Genomic DNA, 24,731 nt, shown 5'->3' on the forward strand with positions numbered 1-24,731 from the left:
GTGGGCGGGCGCGCGGCGATATACGCCCGCTTCTCGAGCCACAACCAGCGCGGCGAGTCCATAGAGATACAGGTGGAGAAGTCCCGCGCCTACTGCGCCGAGAACGACCTGCGCGTGGTGGCCACGTACTGTGACTTCGCGCAGACGGGCACCAACACCGACCGCGCCGAGTTCCAGCGCATGATGGCCGACGCCAAGCGAGGGCTGTTCGATTTCGTGGTCATATATAAAGTTACCCGAATCATGCGCAACCGCGACGAGATGGCCATGGCGCGCATCATGCTGCGCCGCTGCCGCGTCGAGATACTGTACGCGGGCGAGGACATTTCGGACGGCTCGGCGGGCGTGCTGCAGCTGGGCATGCTGGAGGTGCTGGCGGAGTACGAGAGCGCGCTCGACGGCGAGCGCATACGCGACGGCATACAGAAGAACGCCGAGCGGTGCATGGCCAATGGCTGCGTGCGCTACGGCTGGGACATAGTGGACGGGCGCTACGTGGTCAACGAGGAGGAGGCCGCCGCCATCCGCCTGGGCGTGCGCATGGTCTTGTCGGGCAAGTCGGTGGCCGACGTGGTGCGCGCCTGGGAGCCGTACCGCACCAAGCGCGGCGGCAAGTGGCGCTTCCAGACGGTGCGCCGCATACTGATGCGGCGGGAGAACGGCGGGGAGTACCGCTACGCGGGCGTGGTCGTGCCCGGCGGCATGCCCGCCATCGTTCCCATGGATGACGAGGAGAGGGTGATACGGATGCTTGAGGACTCGCACAGGCCCCGCGCCAAGACCGAAGCGTGGGACTTCCCGCTCACGGGCAAGCTCTACGACGGGCGAGACGGCGGGCTGATGACCGGCACCAGCGGAACGGGCAAGTCGGGCAGGCCCTATCACTACTACCGCTGCCGCAGCTGCGGGCGCACCGTGCGCCGCGATGTCGTGGAGAAGCGCGTGGCCGACGCCGTGCGCGAGGCCCTGGGCAGCGCCGACAGCCGCGAGCGCATCGCTCGCATGCTGGCCGACGCCGAGGAGGAGCGCGCCGACGAGAAGCCCTTGAGCGAGACCATAAAGGGCGAGCTGGCCAAGATCGAGACGGCGTTCTCTAACATATGGACGGCCATCGAGTCGGGCATCGCGCCGCCGGGCGGCAAGGAGCGCATAGACGCGCTGAAGCAGCGGCAGGCGCTCCTCAAGGACGAGCTGCGCACGGCCGAGGCCCTTGAGGCCGCCCGCCTTGACTACGACCGCGCGCTGTTCTGGCTTGAGGGCATGGCCGCCGCCGAGGTGGACGACGCGCAGCTCCTGCGCACGTTCGTGGCGCGCGTGGTGCTGGGCGGCCCCGACGATGACGACGGCCTGCGCGTGGCGTTCACGTTTGACGATTCTGCTGGCTTGGGCGATAATCCGTCGCTGCCTGGCGCTATAGGTCCAGGTGGCGAGGTGTTCGACCGAATGAACGCCAGCTCCACCATGTGAATCCCAGCCTCGCATATGCGAGGCTTTTTCTTTTTCGCACATTGTGCTTATGGTTGCCTGCAATCAGCTTGCACTTGCGGCGCTGTCGTACAATGTGCACGACATATCTTGCCCACGGGAGCAGATTCCCTAAAAGGAGACATATTGGATTCCAAATCATCTGAGAAACGATTTGCGCTCATCATCGATGCCGATAACGTTTCTGCAAAGTACATCAAGCCGATCACCGATGAACTGTCAAAATACGGCACCATCACCTACAAGCGTATCTATGGCGACTGGACGAGCACGTTGCATGCGAAATGGAAAGATTCGCTGCTTGAGAACTCGATCACGCCTATTCAGCAGTTCAGTTACACCACGGGTAAAAACGCCACCGATTCTGCCATGATCATCGATGCTATGGACATCATGTACACCGGATCGGTCGAGGGGTTTTGCATCGTCTCCAGCGATAGCGATTTCACGCGTCTTGCAAGCCGCATCCGCGAAAGCGGCCTCACCGTCATCGGTATGGGGGAGAAGAAGACGCCCGTTCCGTTTCGCAAGGCGTGCGATATCTTCACCACGCTTGAGCTGCTCGTGGGCGAAGGCGGCAAAGCGTCCCGGCGCGGCCATCGGGGGCAGGCGGCTTCGAATGCGGGGCAGGGCAGCGGGCCGAGCATCGAGCAGGTCGAGCGTGCTGTGGCCGATATCGTTACGGATAACCAGAATAACGGTAAGGCTACGGGCCTTGGAGAGGTTGGGAGCCGTCTTCTCAAGCGCTATCCCGATTTCGATGTGCGCAGCTATGGCACTAATCAGCTTACGAAGCTGCTCGGCGAGTTCTCCAGCGTTCAGATCACCAAGGATGGCAATAGCGTGATGGTGGAGTTGACGGAAAGCTCCACGGCTCCCGCCGACGATCGAACTGGCCACGATGGGCGAACGGGGACGGCGGTTCCCGCAGATTCCGAAAACCGAGCTGATGACAATGCCGCCGAACCGCAGGATGGTGCATCCGAAGCGCAGGAGAGCGACAAGCCACGTCGATCCCGCAGGTCCCGATCCCGCAGGTCCCGTTCGAAAGCCGGCAGCACTGGCGATAGGGCGCAATCCTTCGATGGCGAATCGGATAAGGCCGAGCCTGTCCTGGAGGATAAGGTCGAAATCGAAGAGGCTCTCTCGTCTGAGGAAGCCGTTGCGACGGGCCGTCACCCCCATGACCGAGCCGATGATGCTTCCCATGATGGGGCGGCTTCGGTTGATGCGGCTGCCGTCGGAACCTTCGATGGGGCGCAGGCTGATGCCACATCGGCGGACCACTCCGAAGCCGGTCGTGCATTCGATGCCGCCGACGAAGCGTCTGTTGCGCAGGAGGATGGGGAAGAGCGTGCTGCCCAGCCTGAGGCTCGGGACTCCAGACCGGCTCGCAAGCGTCGCAAGCCTTCTCGTGCTCAACGGTCCGAGAAGATGCACGGGCAGACCCCCGAACAGCTCATCTTCGATGCTGTGCGCGATGCGGGCGTCGACGGGGTCGGCATCGCCGATTTGTCCAAGCTTGTGCGCAGCACGTTCAAGTCGTTCAAGGTTCGCGACCACGGGTTCGGTCAAATGCGGCAGTACATCGCTTCTCTTGCCGATATCAAGGTTGAGAAGCGGGGCAGCGATTATTTCGCCGTGCTGGAAGAATAGGCTTGCGTCTTACGTAGTGCGCTGCATTGTTCGGCGCATCATGTGTTTCCACCCGGTTAAATCCGCCGTTTAGAGCGATAACCGGTCATTCGACCCTGTCGCCCGCTGCAGGTTTTGCTATGATTGCAAGGCGCAATTTTGCGTAGATGGGCGTGCGGGCGTGGCGGAATTGGCAGACGCGCCAGATTTAGGTTCTGGTGGGCAACCCCCGTGAAGGTTCAAGTCCTTTCGCCCGCACCATTTGAGGGGAGTATGCACGCATGCATGTTCCCCTCAGCTGCTTTATGCTGAAGCTTGCTTTCCCTGTTGCGGGGCAAGGCGGGCGGGAAGGAACGAATGGTATGGAAACATTGAAGGCGATCGGGCGGAAGTGGAATGACATCAGCCTGATCAAGCGTATTCTCGTCGGTTTGGTCATCGGCGCTGTTTTGGGCGTGTTTTGGCCGGGTAACGACGTGCTCGAGATGTTCGGCACGTTGTTCGTCTCCGCACTGAAGGGCGTGGCGCCCATCCTGGTATTCTTCTTGGTCATCAGCGCGCTTGCAAACGCCAAGGGCGCCGGTGCCATGAAGGTGGTCGTGATCTTGTATCTGGCTGCTACGTTCATCGCGGCGTTCGTCGCCGTTTTGATGAGCTCCCTGTTCCCCGTGGAGCTTACCTTGGCCGCGGCTCAGGACACCTCTGCGGCTCCTTCCGATATCGGGTCGGTGTTCTCCAAGCTTTTGCTGTCCATCGCCTCCAACCCCGTTGATGCTCTGACCAACGCGAATTACCTGGGCATCCTTGCGTGGGCTGTGCTGCTCGGCATTGCCTTGCGTCATGCCAAGGACGGCGTGAAGGAGGTCTTCGCCTCTATCTCCGACGCGGTTTCGCAGGTCGTGCGTTGGATCATTTCCCTGGCCCCGTTCGGCATCATGGGCCTGGTGTACACCTCGGTCAGCACCAACGGCCTTGAGATCTTCACCGAGTACGGTCAGCTTCTGTTGGTGCTCCTTGCCGCCATGGCCGTGGTCGCCTTCGTGACCAATCCTCTTTTGGCGTTCGCGTGCTTCCGCAAGAACCCCTATCCGCTGGTGTGGCGTTGCACGAAGGACTCCGGCGTTACGGCGTTTTTCACCCGCAGCTCCGCGGCTAACATCCCTGTGAACATGGAGCTGTGCAAGAAGCTGGGCCTGAACAAGGACAACTACTCCGTGTCCATTCCCTTGGGCGCAACTATCAACATGGGCGGTGCCGCTGTGACCATCTCTCTGATGGCTATGATGGCTGCGCACACCATGGGCGTTGAGGTCGGTTTCGGCACCGCTGTCATCCTGGGCGCGCTTTCCGCTGTGTCCGCTTGCGGCGCTTCCGGCGTCGCCGGCGGCAGCCTGCTGCTCATCCCGCTTGCCTGCAGCCTGTTCGGCATCGGCAACGATGTGGCCATGCAGGTCGTCGGCATCGGCTTTGTGATCGGTGTCATCCAGGACTCCGTGGAGACGGCTATCAACTCCTCCACCGACGTGCTGTTCGCGGCTTCCGCCGAGTACATGCAGTGGCGTCGCGAGGGCCGCGATTTCAAGCCCGGCGCGGATGCGTAGGGTCTAAGCGGTAAGCTGAATATCCCGACACTTTGAAAGGGGCGCATGTCGCGCCCCTTTCTTGCGTTTTGCGTGTTGGCGTTCGGGGTCTGCTTAGGAGGGTTTTGGGGTGGGCATGGCCGCTGGATGTCGTTGACGGATATCAAAAACCACCAAGGGCGGAACGGTTGCGACAAGCATGGGCAAACCGGGGGCACGCTGAGTGTGGCATCGCCATTGACGCTCGATGGCATTTTGAGGGGTATACGCGGTGGCAACGAAAAAGGGCGCCTCAGCGCCCTTGAATCGTTTATGGAAGAGGGGATTGCGTGCTATCCCACAAACCTGCCCAACAAAAAGCCGATGATCACACATGCAGCAGCGAAGCAAGCTGAAAGACCCACAAGTCGGGTGTCATGATGCTTGTCTCGGTTGCGCTCTTCCTGCTCCTTGCGTTTTGCGGGGAAGTAGGAGTAGCCGTCGGTGGTGATGGCTACCACAGTGCCTCGACGATCGTCCGGACGTTTGGCAAGCGCGCCTCGTTCGATCAATTCGCGCTGCAGATCATCGTCGGGACGCAACGGGAATGCGCAGCGATAGACCAGCTCGCCGTCGACGGTGCAGGTTGCGCGTTCGTAATCAAGCAAGCGGCCAAGTTCCCGCTCTTGCAGGATGTTCAATTCGATGGAAGCCATGATGATTTCCTCTGGTGCGTTGAGTGTGCGTTTTCAGACATAGTTATGATACCCTGAACAGGTTCGTTTTGGTAGGCAAATGTGGCAAGCGGCGCGGTGGTTTTCCCGCGTCCCATTGCGCGGTCGATGCTTGCGTTTCCGTGGTTCGTTCGTGAACGCGGGACCTCAGCTTTATCGAGCGGGTGGAATGTGCCATAATAACAGGTCGGTGCGCTATAGCACCTATGAGCAAGTAACGATGGAGGATAGCTACGTGGAAACTAAAGTTGAGGCTCTTGAGGGCAACCGCGCGAAGGTGACCATCACCCTCGATGCCAAGGACGTCGACGCCCGTATCAAGAATACGTATAAGGAATTCGCTAACAAGTACAACTTCCCCGGGTTCCGCAAGGGCAAGGCCCCGCGTCCCATTATCGATAACGCTCTGGGCAAGGACGCCGTCCGCGCTTCCGTCGCCGACGAAGTGGTGAACGGCCTTTCCCCCATCGCCATCGACGAAAAGGGCCTGTTCCCGATTAGCAAGCCCGAGTTCGCTGAGGAGCCCGGCCTGGTCGAGGACGGCAAGGAGTACTCCTACACCTTCACCATCGAGTGCAAGCCCGAGGTCGAGCTGGACAGCTACGAGCCCGTCGAGATCGAGCTTCCCGGCGAAGAGGCCACCGATGAGGAGATTGAGGACCAGATCGAGCACTTCCGCGAGCATTACTTCACGTTCAAGGATGCCCCGGCCAACACCAAGGTCAAGGTCGACTCCGAGCTGACCATCGCCATGAAGTCCACCGACGACAAGGGCGAGGCCATCGAGAGCCTGTCCACCGAGGAGCGCCCCTACACCATGGGCGCCGGCCTTCTGCCCGAGGAGTTCGAGGAGAAGCTGGTGGGCCTGAAGAAGGGCCAGACCGCAGAGTTCGACCTGGACATGCCGGCCAACCCGCCCGTTCTGCTGCGCGCCCTCAAGGACAAGACCGAGAAGATCCACTTCGACGTCGAGGTCAAAGCCGTCCGCAAGAAGATCCTCCCCGAGGTCACCGATGAGTGGGTCAAGGAGACCCTGGGCTTCGAGAACGTCGAGGAGCTGCGCACGCGCCTGGCTGAGAGCCTGACCGCTCAGAAGAAGTCTATGCTGCCGGGCCTGAAGGAGCGCGCTTGCCTGAACAAGCTCATCGAGCGCATGGACGTCGAGGTTCCCGCCGCCATGGCCGAGGCTGCTGAGGCCAACCTGCTGCAGGAGCTGTTCCAGCAGCTGCAGGCTTCCGGCATGTCCTTCGACGCCTATCTGCAGCAGATGGGCCTGAAGGCTGAGAACTTCAAGGATGACATCAAGCTGCAGGCCGCTGACAATGTCAAGCAGGACCTGGCTCTGGACGCTTGGGCCCGTCATTTCGACATGCAGGTCTCCGATGCCGACGTCACCATGGAATTCGTGAAGTCCGGCGTTGAGGATCCGGCCGCTCTGGAAGAGGATTGGCGCAAGAACGGCCAGCTGCACATGGTTCGCGAGGGCGTGCTGCGCACGAAGGCCGTCACGGACCTGATGGACAAGGCAGTTGTCACCGAGGTTCAGCCGAAGGCCGCCGACGAGAAGCCGGCTAAGAAGACCGCCAAGAAGGCTGCCAAGGCCGACGACGCCGAATAGCACAAGCTGTCAGCCATTTTCAGCCCGCCCAGGAGGTGCGCGCGTGATCGTGCGCACGCCTGGGCGGGCTGTGGTTACTCCATGAATGCGTCATAGCGCTTGCGCGCGCGGCCATGTTGCCGCACTATAGCTATCAAACCTTTTGGCCGCTGCGGCGGCTTTTCAAGAGAAGCGAGGCTTACATGAGTTTCAACCCACATTCTGCTCTGATCCCCTACGTTGTGGAGCAGTCGCCGCGTGGCGAGCGCAGCTACGATATCTATTCCCGCTTGCTCAACGAGCGCATCATCTTCTTGGGCGAGCAGATCGATGACCAGGTCGCCAATTCCGTGGTCGCGCAGCTGCTTCATCTGGAGTCGGCCGATCCTGAAAAGGACATCAGCCTCTACATCAACTCCCCGGGCGGCAGCGTGACCGCTGGTCTGGGCATCCTTGATACCATGAACTTCATCAAGTGCGATGTTTCCACCATCTGCTTGGGCGAGTGCGCTTCCATGGCAGCCGTGCTGCTGTCTAACGGCGCAAAGGGAAAGCGTCTGTGCCTGCCCAATTCTATGGTGCTCATCCATCAGCCTTCCGGCGGTGCGCAGGGTCAGCAGACCGAGATCGCCATCGTGGCAGACTTCATGCTGAAAACCCGTCAGCGCCTGAACAAGATCCTGGCCGATAACACCGGCCAGTCTCTGGATACCATCCAGCGCGACACTGAACGCGACAATTACATGACCGCCGAGCAGGCACTCGAGTACGGCCTTGTCGACCGTATCGTCACGTCCCGTGCGGCAATGGCCAAATCTGAATAGGAACGATAATCTCGATGAACGATAGACACGACGATCAATACGCGGGCAAGGACCCCAAGGACATCGTGTGCGCATTCTGCGGCAAGCATCCGCATCAGGTTGCGGCCATGATCTCGGGCCCGAACGGCATCTATATCTGCGATGAGTGCATCTCCGTATGCGCCGACGCCATGATGCGCGACCTGGGTTTGCAGGTACCCGCCATGGGTGATGCCGGTAACGACAGGGTTGTAGAGGCCCATATGGAGCAAGATGCAGCGCCTAGCCCCGAGCTTGTGCTCTCGCAGCTTCCTACGCCCCACGAGCTGTATGCAGAGCTGTCCGAGCATGTGGTGGGGCAGGAGGCCGCGAAGCGGGCTTTGTCCGTTGCGGTGTATAACCATTACAAGCGCATCAGCCTTGGCGAGCAGGCCAAGGAAGGCGATGTCGAGCTTGCGAAATCGAACATCATGTTGCTGGGGCCCACGGGCTCAGGTAAAACGCTGCTTGCCCAAACCCTCGCCCGTACGCTGCAGGTTCCGTTTGCCATCGCGGATGCGACCACGCTCACCGAAGCCGGCTATGTCGGCGAGGACGTCGAGAACATCCTGCTCAAGCTCATCACGGCTGCTGATTTCAATATCGAGCGAGCCGAGATCGGCATCATCTACATCGACGAGATCGACAAGGTGGCCCGTAAGGCCGAGAACCTTTCCATCACGCGCGATGTGTCGGGCGAAGGCGTTCAGCAGGCGCTGCTCAAGATCGTCGAGGGAACCGAGGCGTCCGTGCCGCCGCAGGGCGGCCGTAAGCATCCTCAGCAGGAGCTTATCCATATCGACACCACCAACATCTTGTTCATCCTGGGCGGTGCGTTCGTGGGCTTGGCGGACATCATCGCCGAGCGAGTCGGCAAGTCGGGTTTGGGCTTCAATGCCGATATGCCCGAGTCCAAAAAGCACGCTGATGCCGCGCTGCTGGCACAGGTTCTGCCCGAGGATTTGAACAAGTTCGGCATGATCCCCGAATTCGTCGGCCGCATCCCGGTCGTCACTAGCTTGTCCGAGCTTTCCGAGGACGATCTGGTGCGCATTCTGACCGAGCCGAAGAACGCGTTGGTCAAGCAGTACAAGCGCATGTTCGAATTCGAGGAATCCGAGCTGACGTTTACCGACGAGTCCCTCCGCGCCATCGCGTGCGAGGCTTTGGAGCATGGCACGGGCGCGCGCGGCCTGCGCAGCATTTGCGAACGCGTGCTGCAAAACGTTATGTATGACCTGCCGGAGCACGATGGTGCTTCGACGGTGGTGGTTCGCGCCACCGATATCACAGGGGAGACCACCCCGGTGATCGCTTCTATTCCCGAACAACCGGAGATGAGCGTCTAACATGGAAGAAATGCCGAAAACCTACGATACCGCCGCCGTTGAGCAGCGCATGCTGGACAAGTGGCTTGAGGGCGACTATTACCGTCGCAGCGCCGGCGTCGGCGATTGCACGGTGACCATCCCGCCGCCCAACGTCACGGGCAAGCTGCATATGGGCCACGCTATGGATGACACCATCCAGGACACGTTCGTTCGCTTCAATCGCATGCGCGGTCGTTCCACGCGTTGGATCCTGGGAACGGACCACGCTGGCATCGCCACGCAGACCAAGGTGGACAAGAAGCTTGCCGCCGAGGGCATCTCGCGTCGCGAGATCGGCCGTGACAAGTTTATCGATGCGTGCTGGGACTGGACCAACGAGTACGGCGGATTCATCGTCGAGCAGGTCAAGCGTATGGGTTGCTCCGTTGATTTCTCCGACCCGCACTTCACTATGGACGACGATTACGCCAAGGGCGTGCGCAAGGTGTTCTGCGACTGGTATCACGACAACCTGATTTATCGCGGCAAGCGTATCGTGAACTGGTGCCCGCATTGCACCACGGCCATCGCCGATGACGAGGCGGAGTACAAAGAGGAAGACGGCCACCTGTGGCATTTGCGCTACCCGTTGGTCGAGCCTATCGACGGCCAGGACTACATCGTGGTCGCAACCACCCGTCCGGAAACCATGCTGGGCGACACAGGCGTTGCCGTATCTCCGAAAGACCATGACAAGGATAAGTTCGTGGGCGCGAAGGTCATGCTGCCCATCATGGATCGCGAGATCCCGATCTTCTCCGATTTCTACGTCGACGCGGGTTTCGGCTCCGGTTTCGTGAAGGTCACTCCCGCCCATGATCCCAACGACTTTGCCATGGGCGAGCGCCACGGGTTGGAGAAGATCAACATCTTCGACGAGACGGCGCACGTCGTGGAGGGCTACGGCCAGTTCACCGGCATGAGCCGCGAGGAGTGCCGTGAGGCAGTTGTGGCGTGGTTCGAGGAGCATGGCCTGCTTGATCATGTCGAGGACCATCATCATTCGGTCATGCATTGCTACCGTTGCGACTCCGCGTTGGAGCCGTGGCTGTCCGAGCAGTGGTTCGTGGCCGTCGACAAGCTGAAGGGCCCGGCAACCGAGGCCGTCACCTCCGGCAAGATCAAGTTCCATCCCGAGCGCTGGACGCAGTCCTACCTTACCTGGATGGAGAACCTTAAGGACTGGTGCATCTCCCGCCAGCTGTGGTGGGGCCATCGTATCCCCGTGTTCTACTGCGAGGATTGCGGTTGGGAAGATGCGCTGATGGAAGATACCGATGTGTGCCCGAAGTGCGGCGGGCATCACGTGCGCCAGGACGAGGACGTTTTGGACACCTGGTTCTCCAGCCAGCTTTGGACCTTCGCCACGCAGGGTTGGCCCGACAACACCGAGTTGCTGAAGGGGCATCATCCCACGGCTGCTTTGTTCACCGCACGCGATATCATCGCGCTGTGGGTTGCGCGCATGATCATGGCCTCTACCTACTTCCTGGACGAGATCCCGTTCCATGACGTGGTCATCTACGCCACCATCCTGGCCAAGGACGGCACCCGCATGTCCAAGTCCAAGGGCAACGGCGTCAACCCCATGGACCTTATCGAGAAGTACGGCGCCGACGCCATGCGCTTCAATCTGCTCACGCTCGTCACCAACAACCAGGACGTGCGCTTCGATGCCAACATCGACAAGAAGACCCGCGAGCTCATCGACAGCCCGCGTACCGAGCAGGCGCGTTCGTTCGTCACGAAGATCTGGAACGCCAGCCGCTTCGTGCTCGGTAACCTGGAAGGCTTCACTCCTGGCGAACCCGTGGCGCGCACTCAGGCGGATGCGTGGATTTTCAGCCGCTTGGCCCGCCTGTCCAAGGTTGTCACGGAGGGGATTTCCGCATACCAGTTCGGCGAGGTTGCGCGCGAGCTGCACAACTTCTTCTGGAACGAGTTCTGCGATTGGTACATCGAGTTTTCGAAGGCCAGCCTGCGCGCCGAGGGCGAGGAGCGCCTGCAGACGCAGCGCAATCTGGTGTTCGTGCTGGACAACGCGCTTCGTCTGCTGCATCCGGCCATGCCGTTCGTGACCGAGGCCATCTGGGAGCATCTTCCCAAGGTTGAAGGTGAGAAGCCGGCGCTTATGGTCGCGGCGTGGCCCGAGCCTGAGACGCTTGCGTCTTGGATCGACCCCGAGGCCGAGCGCGCGGTCGGCATGCTGTGCGGCGTCGTGGGCGCCGTGCGCTCCACGCGTGCCCGCTACGGCATCAGCCCCAAGCAGGAGCTTGCGGTCGTGGTGAACGCTCAGCCCGAGAACGTAACTGTGCTCGAGGAACTTTCCTCGCAGATCTCCGTCATGGCATGTGTGTCCGAGCTCGCGGTCGCCGCAGGCGCGTCCAAGCCCGCTGAGAGCGCGGCCGTGGTGGTCGAGGGCGCCGAGGTGTACAGCGTGCTCACTGGCATGGTCGATTTCGATGCCGAGCGCAGCCGTCTTGCCAAGGAGCAGAAGAAGCTGGCCGGCGATGCTGCCAAGTTCTCTAAGAAGCTGTCCAATCCGGGCTTCTTGGCGAAGGCCGCTCCCGAGATCGTGGAGAAGGACCGCGCCAAGCTCGCCGAGATCGAGGACCAGTTGGCCCGTGTCGAGGCTCAGCTGGCCGAGCTTGGGTAGTTGTGAAGGAATTCGCAGCTAGCGGACCAAATAACTTGCACGATAAGGGCAATGGCGGTATACTGTCCAATCGTGTCTTGTGACAAGTAAAGGTTTTACTGAACATATAAGAAGGAACAGGCAATGGATATCATTCGCGCAATCGAGCAGCAGCAGATCAAGTCCGATCTCCCCGAATTCCACGTTGGCGACAACGTCAAGGTTCACTACCGCATCACCGAGGGTAACCGTGAGCGTATCCAGGTGTTCCAGGGCGACGTGATCCGTCGTCACGGTCATGGCGTTCGCGAGACGTTCACCGTCCGTAAGATCAGCTTCTCCATCGGCGTTGAGCGTACCTTCCCGGTGCATTCCCCGAAGATCGACAAGATCGAGGTCACCCGTAAGGGCGATGTCCGTCGCGCCAAGCTGTACTACCTCCGCGACAAGGTGGGCAAGGCCGCCAAGATCAAGGAGAAGTCCTTCCGCTAAGCCGATATTCGGCATATGCGACTTCAAGAACCCCTCATCCGAATGGAGGAGGGGTTCTTTTTGATTCGGAACACGTCTACATTTACTTGCTATCGGATTTGGCTCTATCGGCTGGAACGAAAAGGTCCGAGAGATTATCGTTCCATTTTTGTGTGGCGGCTGCGGTGGCTCGAGCGAAGTCAGATGGCTTCGAGAGGCTATCGTCTACGAAGTTGTTTAGGCTTGCGTTGAATGTAGATCGTGCAAATCCTAACGCCGAGTGCGGTAGGGCCAGCTTTTTCGTGTGGCTTGCGGTGAATGCGAATCGTGCGATTCCAGACGTGATTTCGAGATAGGCTGCTTCCAAACCAGGGGTATTCGCGGCCATACGGTACTGTACGCCATGCAGGAGGGGAAACCATGGGTCCAACGGTTGCAGAAATCAAATCGAAGCTACAAGCTGCCGATGCTGCTGAGTTTGCTGTTCTTGAGCGTTCGTTGGTTGCGGATACACGCAAGGGGGTTCGTGCGGCGGTCGAATCGGCTCGAAGGCGACTTGCCGTCGAGGCTCAGGAAGCTGCGCGCCTGGAAGGGATGTATGTCTTCCAAAACGATATCGCCCATGGGGGCTTGGTGGTCGGCCTTGATGAGGTTGGGCGCGGTCCGTTGGCGGGTCCGTTGGCAGTGGGCGCAGTGGTGCTGCCGGATCGGCCGCATATCCCAGGTCTCAATGATTCCAAGCAGGTGAAACCGGAATCGCGCGAGGTCATTGCTGGTCGCATTAAGGAGATTGCGCTTGCCTGGACCGTCCAATACGTTTCACCCGAGGATATCGACGCCAATGGGATGACGGCTTCGTTGTTGCATGCGTTTCGGGCTGCCCTTGCGGAAGTGGAGTCAGCGGGCGTGAAGCCCGACACGGTGCTGCTCGATGGCAATCCATTGCATATGGACCCGCGAGAGGTGAACGTGGTGAAAGGCGACGGGAAATGCGCATCCATCGCTGCGGCGTCCATTGTGGCGAAGGTCGAGCGAGATGCGCTTATGTGCGAGTATGCCCGGCAGTACCCCGAGTATGATTTCTCGTCTAACAAAGGATATGCCAGCGCCGCGCATATCCAGGCTATCAAGGACTATGGGCTTTGTCCGATTCACCGGGCTTCCTTTTGCCATGCGTTCATGCAGGAAAGCTTGTTTTGATCGGTGTCTGCGCAGTGCCTAGGAATTGCGTGCCTATCGCCTGATTTGGCGTGATTCGATGCGGCTCTGCAAGCTTGCGTGGCGTTATCTGCAAGGTTCGCACAAGGGTTGTGCAAGATGGCGTCGTTAAGGTGGGTCATAGCGAGGAAAGGAGCACGCTATGGCCGAATCACGCCATGACGAGAAGCGCAGCGAACAGGACATCGAGCATGCTGGGCAATTTGCAACAAACAAGGGCGAAGAACCTGTTGCGAACAACGGCGAAACCATTGGGCCCATGTCCGCAAACAAGGATGAACCCCCACTGCAGTCTTCTAAAGACGGTAAAGGCGCTGCCAACCAACCCAATATGCATAACAAGCGCCTGGGCCGTTTAGGGGAGGATGTCGCGGCGCGTTACCTGGTGTCGCGCGGTTATGAGATCATCGCGCGGAACTGGACGTGCCAGGCTGGCGAGGCGGATATCATCGCGCGTGATGATGACATCTTGGTGTTCGCCGAGGTGAAGACGCGATCGAGTACTGAGAAAGGCTTTCCCAGCGAAGCCGTCGACAGCAAAAAGCGTGGGAAGTATCTTAAGATCGCCGAGCTTTTCGCAGGCAGATACGACGTGGAGGACCTGCAGGTTCGTTTCGATGTCATGTCGTTGGTCGTCACCGACAACGCGCACGCCACCATCCGTCATTACATCAACGCCTTCGGGGCCGAGTCGCTATGAGCGCGTCGTGCGTTGTGCACGCCGCAACGTTGCGCGGCGTGCAGGCGGTTCCCGTTGAGGTCGAAGTGTGCGTGAGCAATGGGATGCCGGGCTTTTCGGTGGTCGGGATGGCCGATGCTTCGGTGCAGGAATCGCGGGAGCGCGTGCGGGCTGCGTTGCGAGCCTGCGGTTTCAGCATGCCGAGCAGCAAAGTGGTGGTGAACCTTGCACCGAGCGCGCTGCGCAAAACCGGTTCCGGCTTCGACCTTCCCATAGCAGTGGGCCTGCTGTGCGCAACGGGCCAAGTGAACCCTGCCGTGCTCGATGGCGTGCTGTTTGCCGGGGAACTCTCGTTGGAAGGGGCGGTGCGGCCGATTGCCGGCTTGCTTGCCTATGCCTTGTGCGCCCAGCGGCAGGACCTTGCGCTTGTCAGCGCGGCTGAGGACGGCGCGGGGCGCATAGAGGGCATAAGGCGGCGCGTCATTGAGTCGCTTGGGCAGCTGCGTCGTGGAGAGTTCGCCGAACTTGGGGGCGCGTTGGCGCCCGAAAAGCCCCAGGAACTTGATTTTCGCGACATCGCGGGTCATGACATGGCCAAGCGCGCATTTCAGATAGCGGCGGCAGGAGGCCATGGTCTGCTGATGATGGGTCCTCCGGGTTCCGGCAAGACCATGCTGGCGTCGCGTCTGCCCTCGATATTAGCCCCTTTGTCGCGTTCAGAGGCGCTTGAGGCGGCGGTCATCCATTCCGTTGCCGGTCGGGATGCCGCGCCGCTGCTGGCGGGCATCAGGCCGTTTCATGCGCCTCATCATTGCGCTACTCTGGCGGGTTTGGTGGGCGGGGGATCGCCTCCGCGACCAGGTGCCATCTCGCTAGCGCATAACGGGGTGCTGTTTTTGGACGAGCTGCCTGAATTCGCCCCTTCGGTGTTGCAGGGCATTCGGCAGCCCATGGAGGCCGGCGAAGTGGTGGTCACGCGAGCCGATGGAAGCGTCCGCTTCCCTGCGCGCTTCATGCTGGTGGCGGCCGCCAACCCGTGCCCCTGCGGCTTTTTCGGCGACTCCGAGCGCACGTGCACCTGCTCGCAGCGCCAGGTGCATCAATATCAGGGACGTGTGGGCGGGCCGCTCATGGACCGCATCGACGTGCATATCGATGTCGCACGCATCCCGCCGGGACAGGTGCTGTCCACAGGGCACGGGACCTCGTCGGCGAAGCTTCGCGAAGGTGTGCTTGCGGCTCGAGAATACGCATCGTGGCGACGCAGCACCACGGGTTTTGATGAGCGCGCGCGTCAGGCCGAGGTGTTGGTCGAGTCGTGTGCGATGAGCGAAGCCGATCGCGACTTTCTGGAGAAGCTAGCCGCATCCGGATCGATGAGCGGGCGCGCCATCATGCGCACGTTGGCGCTGGCGAGAACCATCGCCGATATGGAGCAGGTGCCTAAGGTGGGCCGAGACCACTTATGCGAAGCGGTGGGATTCCGGTTGCGCGAAGAGGGTGCATGATGGCGGCAGGGAGATCTGATGGGAAGGGTGTGCGGTTGGCGGGGATGAGGACGGTGCTGTTGCCCGACGACCCACGGTTTCCCGCTGCTTTGCGCGTCGTCCCGCGACCGCCGAAGCGGCTGTACGTGCTGGGCGACCCTGAGGCGCTTACGGAAGGTCTTGCCGTGGTCGGCGCGCGCAAGGCCACGCCTTACGGCATCGGAGCGGCGAAGCGCTTCGCGCGGTTTGCGGCGCAGCGGGGTATCACGGTGATATCTGGCGGCGCACGGGGCTGCGACGCCGCCGCGCACGAGGCTGCGCTTTCCGAAGGCGCGCCCACGGTGGCTTTTTTGGGCGGCGGTTGCGACGTTCCGTACCCCCGAGAGCATGCGGGCCTGTTCGAGCGAATAGCGCTTTCCGGCGGGGCGGTGGTATCCGAACACGCTTGGGACGCGCCGGCCTTGCCTCAGCAGTTCCGCACGCGAAACCGGCTTATCGCGGGTTTGGCGCGGGCGACGCTGATCGTGGAGGCCGGTTTGCCGTCGGGTACCTTCTCCACCGCCGATGAGGCGCTTGCGGCAGGTCGTGACGTGCTAGTGGTGCCCGGCGCCATCAACTCGGCTTCCTCGAAGGGGGCGAATCGTTTGCTCGTGCAGGGGGCGTTTCCCGTAGTCGACGATGAATCGTTTTCCGATGTGCTGTTCAGCGTGTTCGGCTGCCTGAAGATGCAAGATGCTGATGAGCTGAGCGGGAAAGGGAGTCCAGCAGGGTCGGTCGGCTCGAGGGGCGCCCGCAGCGCAAGCCGCGCGGCTGCGGACCCGATTACGGCTGCGCTGCAAGCGGAGCCGTTAGGTATGGAGCAGCTCTTCGAACTGGCCAGCGAGCACTGTGGCAAGCGGGATGCGCGCGCCTGGCTGATGGAGCGGTTGGCGGTAGGCGAGCAAGCAGGTTCGTTCGCGCGTTATCCTGATGGGCGTTGGGGGCCACGGGCCTAGCGTCTGGTATGCTATGGCCTATGGAAACTATGAAACGAATCTCAATCATCGGGGCCGGTCTTGCAGGAAGCGAGGCGGCCTTGCAGCTAGCGGACCGAGGGTTCTCGGTCCGCCTTGTGGAAATGCGCCCCGAAAAGGGCACGCCCGTGCATAAAACCGGCTTGTGCGCCGAGCTGGTCTGCTCGAACAGCTTGAAGAGCACGAAGCCGGAAAGCGCGGCGGGCATGCTGAAAGCCGAGCTTGCCGCGCTTGGCTCGCAGGTGCACGCTGCCGCCCTTGACAACGCCGTGGCGGCAGGCGGCGCCCTTGCGGTCGATCGCGAGGCGTTCGCCCGTCAGATCACGCTGCGCATCCAGGAGTACCCGTGCATTTCCTTGGAGCATGCGGAGGTGCGTTCGGTGCAGCAGGCGTGTGAGGGCGCCGATGCCGTCATCCTAGCGTCCGGTCCGTTGACCTCGGATGCGCTGGCTGAATCCCTTGTCCAGATCACGGGGTCCGATCATATGGCGTTCTATGATGCGGCGGCTCCCATCGTCATGGCCGATTCGCTGGATATGAGCAAGCTGTTCCGTCAAAGCCGCTACGAGGATGCGGGTGGGCAGGTGGGCGACTACCTGAACGCGCCGTTCTCGCGCGAGGAATACGAGGCGTTCATTGAACAGCTGGTTGGCGCCGATCGCGTGATCCGCCGCGAATTCGAGACGCGCGACCTGTTCCAGGCTTGTCAGCCGATCGAGGAAATCGCCCGCAAGGGCGTCGATGCGCCCCGCTTCGGCACGCTCAAGCCCGTCGGCCTGACCGATCCAGCCACGGGCAGGCGCCCGTGGGCGGCCTTGCAGCTGCGCGCCGAGGATGCGCATGGGGAAAGCTATAACCTAGTGGGTTTCCAGACCAACTTGACGTTCCCCGAGCAAAAGCGCGTGTTCCGTATGATCCCGGGTTTGGAGCAAGCCGAGTTCGCGCGTTATGGCGTCATGCATCGCAACACGTTCATCAACGCCCCAAAGCTGTTGACGCCCGAGCTTAGGCTTCGCAGCACCGGTGGCGTCGATGTGCCCGTGTTCGTGGCGGGTCAGCTGGCGGGAACCGAGGGTTATTGCGAGGCGATCCGTTCCGGGCTTCATGCGGCGCTGCATGTCGCCGCGTTGCTCGGCGGCGTGAAGGCTCCGCAGCTGCCGGCGGAAACAGCGTTCGGCGCATTGCTGGCATACGCTACCGGTCCCGGCACCATCGATTATCAGCCCATGCACGTGAACTTCGGCATCATGGAGCCGCTTGAGCAGCGAATCCGCAACAAGGGGCAGCGCTATGCGGCCTATGCTGAGCGCGGGTCGCAGGCTCTTGAGCACTATTGCGACGAGCTGCGCGCTTGCGGGCTTTTGGGCTGTGCCGGGGAAGCTGCCGAGCATGGCGCCTAAGGCCGAAGCCGCTTGCGACGATAAGGCGCCCAAGGATGTGGATGCGCGCCTGTTCTCGGCTATCGAGCGCTTCATCGGCTCGTGGCGTACCGAGCGCAATCCCTCCGAGAACACCGTGCGCGCGTATCGCATCGACTTGCTCGATTATGCCCGATGGGCAAAGCGCACGCGCGTCGACGGGTTGCATCCTGCCCACCGGCAGCTTCGCCGCTATTTAAGCCAGCTTGAACAGGCGCAGTACTCGCGCGCCACGGTGAATCGCAGGCTGTCCGCCGTGCGAACCTTCTTCCAGTGGCTCAACGTCAACGGGATCGTGTCGGAGGACCCCGCCAGCGCGCTTTCCGGCCCCAAGCAGCCGCAGCGCCTGCCGCATCATCTTCGCCCGCAAGACGTTGCCGCGCTGCTAGGCGTATACGGCAAACGGCTTGATTCCCAAGGGCGCGATGAGCGCACGCCTTCCGAGATGCGCAATCAGGCGTTGCTCGAGTTTCTGTATGCGTGCGGGGCGCGCATATCGGAGGCTTCGGGATTATTGCTTTCCGCGGTTGATTTCGATCAGGGCCAATGCCGTGTGCTCGGCAAGGGGGCTAAGGAGCGCATCGTGCCTTTGCACGATCTTGCGCTTTCGAGCATGCACACGTATCTGCTGTTCGCGCGGCCCCTGCTTGTCAAGGATAAGGAATGTCCATACTTCTTCGTTTCAACGCGTGGCAATCAAATGGGTACCGATGCGATGCGCAAGATGTTCAAACAGGCGCTTGCCGCAGCGGGGCTTCCGTCCACCATCACGCCGCACGATCTGCGTCACACCTTCGCCACCGACGTGCTGAGCGGCGGCGCTGATTTGCGCAGCGTTCAGGAGATGCTCGGTCACGCAAGCCTATCCACCACGCAGATTTACACGCATACCACTCCTGAGCGTTTGGGCGCCGAGCATCATCGGGCGCATCCCAGGGGGTAAATATGCGGTTCGGGCGATTTGCTTCGCGCAAGTATTCGATCTTAGGGGTGCGGATTAGGAAAACGCCACGCGATCGCGTGGCGTTTTCAGTTATCTCCCTAGCAGATGCCTGATCGCGGCAACGGGGTGCTTCGTTATCATGCGCGGACCGCTGTATCGCATGACCTGGCGGATGCGCTCGCGCATTTCCGGCTTGTAGCAGTGGTTCTCACAGGCGTCGCAGCTGGTCTTCACGTGCATTTTGCGGCATCGGCGCGTGCGCAACGCCGCGTATTCGTCAAGCTTGGCGCATTCCGGGCACACTGCTTCGCCGCATATGGCGGTTTCAGTCCTGCTGGCAGGCTCATGGTTGCCAGCGCAGTACAGCGCCACCATTTGCGAGATGGTCTTCTCCTCGCGAGCCCGGCGTTTCGCGACTTGTGGGGTGTCTTGCTGCATGTAAGCCGCCTTACATCGCCGTCAAGCGGATGCCTACGTATGCTGCGGTGCTCGGCAGGCCTTTGATGTCGTATTTGTCTGACAACGGGGCCGCGGACACGCGCCAAGTGTAGGTGACGTCATCGATATCGACGGTGCCGGTTTGGAAGGTGTTGCCCACCTCGTCGGTGTCCATGGACGTGCCAGAGGACTCGAATCCTTCGGCGGCGATGGCAGCTTGGATTGCGGCCTCGAGCGTGCTCGACGAGAAGTCGGCGTACTTCACCGCCATGGTCAAGGTATCGGAGCGGTCGACGGTTAGCGTCCAGCTGCCGTTGAGCAGCAAGGCCGCCTGAGACGCCGAAAGGCTGCCAACGCCCTTTGCGTACATGGCCGCGGCATCGGCCACGGTAACGTCATCGGGAAGCTTGACCAGGTCAAGCCCGGCGGTGCCTTCGGCGGTTTGGTTATATACGGTGTAGCCGGCAGCGGCAAGCGAATCCAGAATGGCCTGGTCGTCCATATCCGCCATCTGCGTGAGCACGGGGAGGTTGTAGCTGACGGTACGCGAGAGGTTCTCCTCGACGCTTGCTTGGCTTTGGGCGTTTGAATCGTTCACCGTGGTGATGGCCCCGGCCGCTAGGCGAACGCCGATGATCACGGCGATGACGACGAAAACCGCCATGACGATCTGCTGGCTGCGCGGCATGTCCATAGGGCGCAGCAGGCTTGAGCCGTCCATGTAGCGGATATTGCCCTGTTCGATGGAATAATCGGTATGGCGATGGAATAACGACATGGGTACCTGCCTGTCGGTTTTTTAGTCGGTTTGTGTGCGTGGGTAAGTATAGCATTGCCCCGAGGGGGCGCTCATGGTAGCCTACGGAATGCCCATGGGGGAGTAGCTGGCAGGACATACCTGCGGTGCGTTCAACATCGTGGCCGGCAACGGTCTGGCGTACCTGAAATTGCAAGACTCATGGCGCAACGTTTTCAAAGCGTTGCGCCATGAGTCTTTTTTTGTTGCGCTGCTCATCCGAGGAGATGGGGTAAACCGCGCGCCGTGCGCAATGGCGTGCTTTGGATCGGACGAAACGACGTAAAGGAGCAATGTTTATGGACTTTTCCATCTTCGCCACACCCGAAGCTTGGATCAGCTTGCTGACGCTGATGTTTTTGGAGGTGGTGCTGGGCGTGGACAACATCGTGTTCATCTCCATCACCACCAACCGCTTGGCGCCCGAGCACCAGCACATCGGTCGCAAGCTCGGTTTGCTGGGCGCTATGATATCGCGCTGCATCTTCCTGTGCTTCGCCAGCTATCTGGTGCATATGACCAAACCGCTGTTCACTTTGGACCTGGGCTTTTTCCAGCATGCGTTCAACGTACGCGATCTGGTGTTGCTGGCGGGCGGCGCATACCTGATTTACAAGGGCATCGACGAGCTTCGCGATGTGCTGGCCTTGACCGAGGAGAAGGCCGCGCACTCCGAGGAGCATAAGGAGCTGCATCGCATCGGCCTGGGTCAGGCTATCGCCACCATTATGGTTATGGACCTGGTGTTTTCCATCGATTCGGTCATCACCGCGGTGGGCTTGGCCGAGCATCTGATCATCATGGTCATGGCGGTCATCTTCGCCATCGTCATCATGATGGTGTTCATCGACGCCATCGCCGATTTCATCAACAGGCATACGGAGATGAAGATCTTGGCCTTGGTGTTCATCACGGTCATCGGTATGCTGCTGTTCTTCGATTCCCTGGGCATCAATTCCGGTATCGAGGTGCTCGACATGCACATGGAGAAGCTCATGGTGTACTGCGCCATGGTGTTCGCGGTGGTGCTGGAGCTGATTCAAATGCGCTATAACTCGAATCTGGCGAAATGGAAGGAAGAGCGTAAGAGCGAGGATCTGGAAAGCGAGCACGGCAAGAACGAGGAGCTCGAAGGCGAGCCTCGCAAGGGCGAGGCACTGAACAGCTAGCCTGATAGCGTCAAAGCAAGCTTGAACGCCCGTCGACCGCCGTGTGCGGGCGACGGGCTCTTTCGCGGGATAGCGTCCGCGTGGCGGTTTCGGGTGGTAAGCCCGAAAGGATGAGGCCCTGCAGGATCGAACCTGCAGGGCCTCATCCGTCTTGCGGCGCTACTGTTTCTTGAACTGCGAGTAGCCTTCATCGGAGATGAACAGGCGCGCGGCCCTGGGCAGGATCCGCGCGGAAAACGGCGTGGAAAGGCCGGTGGCCTCGCCGTCGTATTGGACTTCCATGGCCGGGTCGGCTTCGATCGTGACCTCCTTGGCGCGGAAGAGCTCGAGCGCATCCGTGCGGTCGGGGAATTCGCCGTCTCGATCCAAAAGGCCTGCGATGGCGGCCGGTATCAGGTCGAATGCGGTCTTTGCTTTCAGCACCACCACGTCGAACTCGCCGTCTCGCGGCTTGTTGTCGTGCGTGACCGTGATATCGAACTGGATTTTGCTGAAGTTCACCAGCAACACCCCGAGGCCTTCGCTTTGCACCTGACGGCCGTCCAAGGTGAGCGTGAACTTCGACTGCTGCGGCATGGCGTTGGCCACCGCCGACTGGAGGTAGGCCATGGGGCCGAACAGGCGCTTGCCGCGCTGGGCCCCGCGCATGATGACGGCGTCGTAACCCGCTCCGGCCATGATGGAGAACCCGAAGCGCTTGCCGTCCACGCAGATCTCGCCCATGTCGAAATCAAGGGTCTGCCCGGTGCGCACCATCTTGGCGAGCGCATGAGGCTCGAGCGGGCTTGCAAGGTTGAGGGCCAGCAGGTTGGCCGTGCCGGCGGGGAAGGGCAGCACGGGTATGCCGGTGTTGGCAAGCAGGTAGCACACCGTGGCCACAGTGCCGTCGCCGCCCGCCGCGATCACGGCGTCGAAGTCCTTCGCATCGTCGAGCAGCGTGCTTATCGGGGTGGTGCCGTTGGTGCAGCGCATGCAGATGTCGTCGCCGTCGGCGGCGAAGCTGCGCATGAAATCGTAGATGGCTCCTTCGCCGTATCCCGATGCCAGGTTGTTGATGACAAGCAGTTTCACGGTTTTCCCTTCCGTTGCGGTATTCTTACATCATAAAGCACAACGATATGAACGTGAGGAATTACCGGGTGTATATCGAAGATCAAGAAGCACTGGAGGCGTTCGTCGAGCGAGCACGCCGCTCAAGCATCCTTGCCATCGACACCGAGTTTTTACGCGAGAAGACCTATTATGCGCGCCTGTGCTTGATCCAATTCGCCACCGACGACGAGGTGGCGGTGGTCGACCCGTTTTGCATAGAAGACCTGCATGTGCTGGCCCCGCTTCTCGAGGATGCCGGCGTCATGAAGGTGCTGCACTCCGGCGGGCAGGACCTCGAGATCTTATGGCACGAGGTGGGCGTGCTGCCCCAGCCGCTGTTCGACACGCAGGTTGCGGCGGCGCTTTTGGGGCACACGCAGCAGATCGGCTATGGGGCCTTGGTCGGCGCCGAGTGCGGCGTGGCGCTTAAGAAGGTCGATTCCTTCACCGACTGGTCGCGTCGCCCCCTGTCGGAATCCCAGCTGCGCTATGCCGCCGATGACGTCATCTATCTTCCCCGCATGTACGAGCATATGAAGCAGGAATTGGAGCGCCAAGGGCGCCTTCATTGGCTCGATCCCGAGTTCGCCGAGATGTGCGATCCTGCGCGTTTCGAATCCGATGAACGCGAACGCTACCGCAGGCTCAAGCGCGTCGGCCAGCTTTCGCGAAAGCAGCTTGCGGCGGCCCGCGAGGTGGCTGCATGGCGCGAGGTCACGGCGCAGAAGCGCAACGTGCCGCGTAAGTGGGTCATCACCGACGAGCAGATCGTGGAGGCGTGCAAGCGCGAGGCCCGTACCATCGACGAGCTGTTCATGGTGCGCGGCATGCGCGAGAAGCTCAACACCCGCGATGCTCGAACGGTTGCCGGTCTTATGAAGAAGGCGTTGGAATCCGGTCCGCAAAGCTGGCCGGAACTCGACCGCAGCGGGCGCAACGAGCCCAACGTGGATGCGCCGCTCGACCTTATGAGCGCGCTTGTGCGCCTGCGCGCCAAGGAGAACGGCGTGGCGTTCCCCACGCTGGCAAGCCACGATGACCTGGTGCGCATGGCTCGCGGATATCGTCAGGGCATTGACCTTCTGCGCGGCTGGCGCCGGGCGCTCGTGGGCGAGGAGCTCATCGAGCTGCTCGAGGGCAAGCTCGTGCTGTCCTTGAACGGCCATGATTTGCGCGTCACGCGCCTGGATGGCGAAGAGTAGCTAACGCGTCGCCGCGTTGCGCGGCAACTTGAACGCGGCGAATGCGATGCGTTTCCGGTAACGGATTGCGAACGTTTCGCGGGAACATTCGTGAAGCTGCGGGCAAGGGGTTTCGCTTCGGTATACTTTTGGTTCGTTTAACCGAGCGCGCCGCCTTGCGGCTGCGCCCCGGGGCGCAGGGCATGCGCCGTACGCATTCGATAGGAGTTGCATCACCCACATGAGCATGAGCTATTTGAGCCTGATCGTCGTCACCATGGTCATTGGCATGGGCGCGTCGTGGTACGTGAACCGCCAGATCAACAAATACCTGCACGTTCCCGCGTCCACGCGCGTCACTGGCGCGCAGATGGCGGAGATGATGCTTGCCGCAAACGGCGTGCATGGCGTGCAGGTGTATCGCGGCGGCCCGCAGCAGGACCATTTCGACCCTCGCAGCAACTCCATTACCTTGGACCCTGATGCGTTCGGCGGAACCTCCATCACCGCCATCGCCACGGCATGCCACGAGGCCGGCCACGCCATCCAGTTCGCGCAGGGGTATGCTCCCATGAAAATCCGCGGCGCATTGGTGCCGGCGGTGAACTTCGCGTCCAACGCCTGGGTGTTCCTGCTGATGTTCGGCATCTTCATGCAGCTGTCGGGCCTTACCACGCTTGCCATCATCATGTACGCCGTGGTGGTGCTGTTCCAGCTGGTCACGCTGCCCGTCGAGTTCGATGCATCGCGTCGCGGCCTTGCGTATCTCAAGACCCAGGGCATCTCGCAGGCCGAGCAGGGTGGGGCGTATTCCGTGCTGCGCGCTTGCGCGCTCACCTACGTTGCCGCCGCTTTGACGTCCATCCTGCAGCTGCTGTGGCTGCTGCAGTCTCGTGACGAGTAGCAACGTGGCCTACGATCGATCATATAACAGCGCCGCGGGCAAACCCCGCGGCGTTTTTGCTAACT

21 protein-coding genes and 1 tRNA gene are annotated in these 24,731 nt (G+C 61.0%); 18 read left to right on the forward strand and 4 right to left on the reverse strand.

Annotated features, from left to right (window positions below):
* The 4 genes from DW178_RS00270 to sstT all read left to right on the forward strand — a co-directional run bounded on the left by DW178_RS00270 (position 1) and on the right by sstT (position 4,721).
* A complete protein-coding gene (locus DW178_RS00270; protein WP_118349172.1) occupies positions 1–1,467 on the forward strand; it encodes a recombinase family protein in 1,467 nt (488 codons plus the stop codon).
* Between the two features lie 144 nt (positions 1,468–1,611).
* Positions 1,612–3,141, forward strand: a complete 1,530-nt coding sequence (locus tag DW178_RS00275) for an NYN domain-containing protein (RefSeq protein ID WP_199669200.1) — start codon at positions 1,612–1,614, stop codon at positions 3,139–3,141.
* Positions 3,142–3,295: 154 nt separating this feature from the next.
* Positions 3,296–3,381, forward strand: a tRNA-Leu gene (locus DW178_RS00280).
* A 101-nt stretch (positions 3,382–3,482) separates the two neighbouring features.
* Entirely contained in the window at positions 3,483–4,721 is a 1,239-nt protein-coding gene (sstT, locus tag DW178_RS00285; protein WP_042433947.1) for a serine/threonine transporter SstT, read from the forward strand.
* A 311-nt stretch (positions 4,722–5,032) separates the two neighbouring features.
* On the opposite strand, the gene DW178_RS00290 is transcribed toward sstT, so the two are convergent.
* Positions 5,033–5,395: a hypothetical protein gene (locus DW178_RS00290; RefSeq protein ID WP_114620725.1), complete on the reverse strand. Its 363-nt coding sequence runs from the start codon at positions 5,393–5,395 to the stop codon at positions 5,033–5,035.
* 253 nt (positions 5,396–5,648) lie between these two features.
* Here DW178_RS00290 and tig point away from each other — a divergent pair, with 253 nt between their 5' ends.
* The 11 genes from tig to DW178_RS00345 all read left to right on the forward strand — a co-directional run bounded on the left by tig (position 5,649) and on the right by DW178_RS00345 (position 19,086).
* Positions 5,649–7,031 carry a trigger factor gene (gene tig / locus DW178_RS00295; RefSeq protein WP_052297823.1) on the forward strand — a complete coding sequence of 461 codons (1,383 nt, stop codon included), beginning with the start codon at positions 5,649–5,651 and terminating at the stop codon, positions 7,029–7,031.
* A gap of 182 nt (positions 7,032–7,213) precedes the next feature.
* The gene (locus DW178_RS00300) at positions 7,214–7,834 is read left to right on the forward strand and encodes an ATP-dependent Clp protease proteolytic subunit (protein WP_042433952.1); all 621 of its coding nucleotides are present in this window, start codon (positions 7,214–7,216) and stop codon (positions 7,832–7,834) included.
* Between the two features lie 14 nt (positions 7,835–7,848).
* Entirely contained in the window at positions 7,849–9,201 is a 1,353-nt protein-coding gene (clpX, locus tag DW178_RS00305; RefSeq protein ID WP_118349174.1) for an ATP-dependent Clp protease ATP-binding subunit ClpX, read from the forward strand.
* A 1-nt stretch (position 9,202) separates the two neighbouring features.
* Positions 9,203–11,878 (forward strand): valine--tRNA ligase, encoded by a 2,676-nt coding sequence (locus DW178_RS00310; RefSeq protein WP_118349175.1) that lies wholly within the window; start codon positions 9,203–9,205, stop codon positions 11,876–11,878.
* Positions 11,879–12,001: 123 nt separating this feature from the next.
* Entirely contained in the window at positions 12,002–12,349 is a 348-nt protein-coding gene (gene rplS, locus DW178_RS00315) for a 50S ribosomal protein L19 (protein ID WP_042433961.1), read from the forward strand.
* Positions 12,350–12,748: 399 nt separating this feature from the next.
* Positions 12,749–13,528: a ribonuclease HII gene (rnhB, locus tag DW178_RS00320; RefSeq protein WP_118349176.1), complete on the forward strand. Its 780-nt coding sequence runs from the start codon at positions 12,749–12,751 to the stop codon at positions 13,526–13,528.
* A 160-nt stretch (positions 13,529–13,688) separates the two neighbouring features.
* Complete coding sequence (locus DW178_RS00325) at positions 13,689–14,246, forward strand: YraN family protein (RefSeq protein ID WP_286168402.1); 558 nt, start codon at positions 13,689–13,691, stop codon at positions 14,244–14,246.
* On the forward strand, positions 14,243–15,733 hold the full coding sequence (locus DW178_RS00330) for a YifB family Mg chelatase-like AAA ATPase (protein ID WP_118349177.1): 1,491 nt from the start codon (positions 14,243–14,245) through the stop codon (positions 15,731–15,733). Before DW178_RS00325 ends, DW178_RS00330 begins: the two co-directional genes overlap by 4 nt.
* A 44-nt stretch (positions 15,734–15,777) precedes the next feature.
* Positions 15,778–16,707 carry a DNA-processing protein DprA gene (dprA, locus tag DW178_RS00335; RefSeq protein ID WP_118349309.1) on the forward strand — a complete coding sequence of 310 codons (930 nt, stop codon included), beginning with the start codon at positions 15,778–15,780 and terminating at the stop codon, positions 16,705–16,707.
* A gap of 29 nt (positions 16,708–16,736) precedes the next feature.
* Complete coding sequence (gene trmFO / locus DW178_RS00340) at positions 16,737–18,125, forward strand: methylenetetrahydrofolate--tRNA-(uracil(54)-C(5))-methyltransferase (FADH(2)-oxidizing) TrmFO (RefSeq protein ID WP_118349178.1); 1,389 nt, start codon at positions 16,737–16,739, stop codon at positions 18,123–18,125.
* A complete protein-coding gene (locus DW178_RS00345; protein WP_118349179.1) occupies positions 18,115–19,086 on the forward strand; it encodes a tyrosine recombinase in 972 nt (323 codons plus the stop codon). The genes trmFO and DW178_RS00345 overlap by 11 nt, the downstream gene beginning before the upstream one ends.
* 90 nt (positions 19,087–19,176) lie before the next feature.
* Here DW178_RS00345 and DW178_RS00350 read toward each other — a convergent pair whose 3' ends face one another.
* Positions 19,177–19,524 (reverse strand): nitrous oxide-stimulated promoter family protein, encoded by a 348-nt coding sequence (locus DW178_RS00350; protein ID WP_118349180.1) that lies wholly within the window; start codon positions 19,522–19,524, stop codon positions 19,177–19,179.
* Positions 19,525–19,534: 10 nt separating this feature from the next.
* On the reverse strand, positions 19,535–20,302 hold the full coding sequence (locus DW178_RS00355; protein ID WP_118349181.1) for a teichoic acid transporter: 768 nt from the start codon (positions 20,300–20,302) through the stop codon (positions 19,535–19,537).
* Between the two features lie 317 nt (positions 20,303–20,619).
* On the opposite strand from DW178_RS00355, the gene DW178_RS00360 reads away from it, so the two are divergent.
* Positions 20,620–21,489, forward strand: a complete 870-nt coding sequence (locus DW178_RS00360) for a TerC family protein (protein ID WP_118349182.1) — start codon at positions 20,620–20,622, stop codon at positions 21,487–21,489.
* A 159-nt stretch (positions 21,490–21,648) separates the two neighbouring features.
* On the opposite strand, the gene DW178_RS00365 is transcribed toward DW178_RS00360, so the two are convergent.
* Positions 21,649–22,560 carry a diacylglycerol/lipid kinase family protein gene (locus tag DW178_RS00365; protein ID WP_118349183.1) on the reverse strand — a complete coding sequence of 304 codons (912 nt, stop codon included), beginning with the start codon at positions 22,558–22,560 and terminating at the stop codon, positions 21,649–21,651.
* 68 nt (positions 22,561–22,628) lie between these two features.
* On the opposite strand from DW178_RS00365, the gene rnd reads away from it, so the two are divergent.
* Together rnd and DW178_RS00375 are read left to right on the forward strand one after the other, a co-directional pair.
* Positions 22,629–23,783 (forward strand): ribonuclease D, encoded by a 1,155-nt coding sequence (gene rnd, locus DW178_RS00370; protein WP_118349184.1) that lies wholly within the window; start codon positions 22,629–22,631, stop codon positions 23,781–23,783.
* Between the two features lie 211 nt (positions 23,784–23,994).
* The gene (locus DW178_RS00375) at positions 23,995–24,666 is read left to right on the forward strand and encodes a zinc metallopeptidase (protein ID WP_118349185.1); all 672 of its coding nucleotides are present in this window, start codon (positions 23,995–23,997) and stop codon (positions 24,664–24,666) included.
* Positions 24,667–24,731: the final 65 nt, after the last annotated feature.

This window comes from Eggerthella sp. AM16-19 (assembly GCF_003474385.1).
Classification (GTDB): Bacteria; Actinomycetota; Coriobacteriia; order Coriobacteriales; family Eggerthellaceae; genus Senegalimassilia.

Excerpts from the sequence above, each read along its gene's own strand:
- sstT (WP_042433947.1), top strand. The coding sequence starts at position 3,483 with ATGGAAACATTGAAGGCGATCGGGCGGAAGTGGAATGACATCAGCCTG.
- DW178_RS00290 (WP_114620725.1), bottom strand. The coding sequence starts at position 5,395 with ATGGCTTCCATCGAATTGAACATCCTGCAAGAGCGGGAACTTGGCCGC.
- DW178_RS00300 (WP_042433952.1), top strand. The coding sequence starts at position 7,214 with ATGAGTTTCAACCCACATTCTGCTCTGATCCCCTACGTTGTGGAGCAG.
- clpX (WP_118349174.1), top strand. The coding sequence starts at position 7,849 with ATGAACGATAGACACGACGATCAATACGCGGGCAAGGACCCCAAGGAC.
- DW178_RS00310 (WP_118349175.1), top strand. The coding sequence starts at position 9,203 with ATGGAAGAAATGCCGAAAACCTACGATACCGCCGCCGTTGAGCAGCGC.
- rplS (WP_042433961.1), top strand. The coding sequence starts at position 12,002 with ATGGATATCATTCGCGCAATCGAGCAGCAGCAGATCAAGTCCGATCTC.
- rnhB (WP_118349176.1), top strand. The coding sequence starts at position 12,749 with ATGGGTCCAACGGTTGCAGAAATCAAATCGAAGCTACAAGCTGCCGAT.
- DW178_RS00325 (WP_286168402.1), top strand. The coding sequence starts at position 13,689 with ATGGCCGAATCACGCCATGACGAGAAGCGCAGCGAACAGGACATCGAG.
- DW178_RS00330 (WP_118349177.1), top strand. The coding sequence starts at position 14,243 with ATGAGCGCGTCGTGCGTTGTGCACGCCGCAACGTTGCGCGGCGTGCAG.
- dprA (WP_118349309.1), top strand. The coding sequence starts at position 15,778 with ATGAGGACGGTGCTGTTGCCCGACGACCCACGGTTTCCCGCTGCTTTG.
- trmFO (WP_118349178.1), top strand. The coding sequence starts at position 16,737 with ATGAAACGAATCTCAATCATCGGGGCCGGTCTTGCAGGAAGCGAGGCG.
- DW178_RS00345 (WP_118349179.1), top strand. The coding sequence starts at position 18,115 with ATGGCGCCTAAGGCCGAAGCCGCTTGCGACGATAAGGCGCCCAAGGAT.
- DW178_RS00350 (WP_118349180.1), bottom strand. The coding sequence starts at position 19,524 with ATGCAGCAAGACACCCCACAAGTCGCGAAACGCCGGGCTCGCGAGGAG.
- DW178_RS00355 (WP_118349181.1), bottom strand. The coding sequence starts at position 20,302 with ATGTCGTTATTCCATCGCCATACCGATTATTCCATCGAACAGGGCAAT.
- DW178_RS00360 (WP_118349182.1), top strand. The coding sequence starts at position 20,620 with ATGGACTTTTCCATCTTCGCCACACCCGAAGCTTGGATCAGCTTGCTG.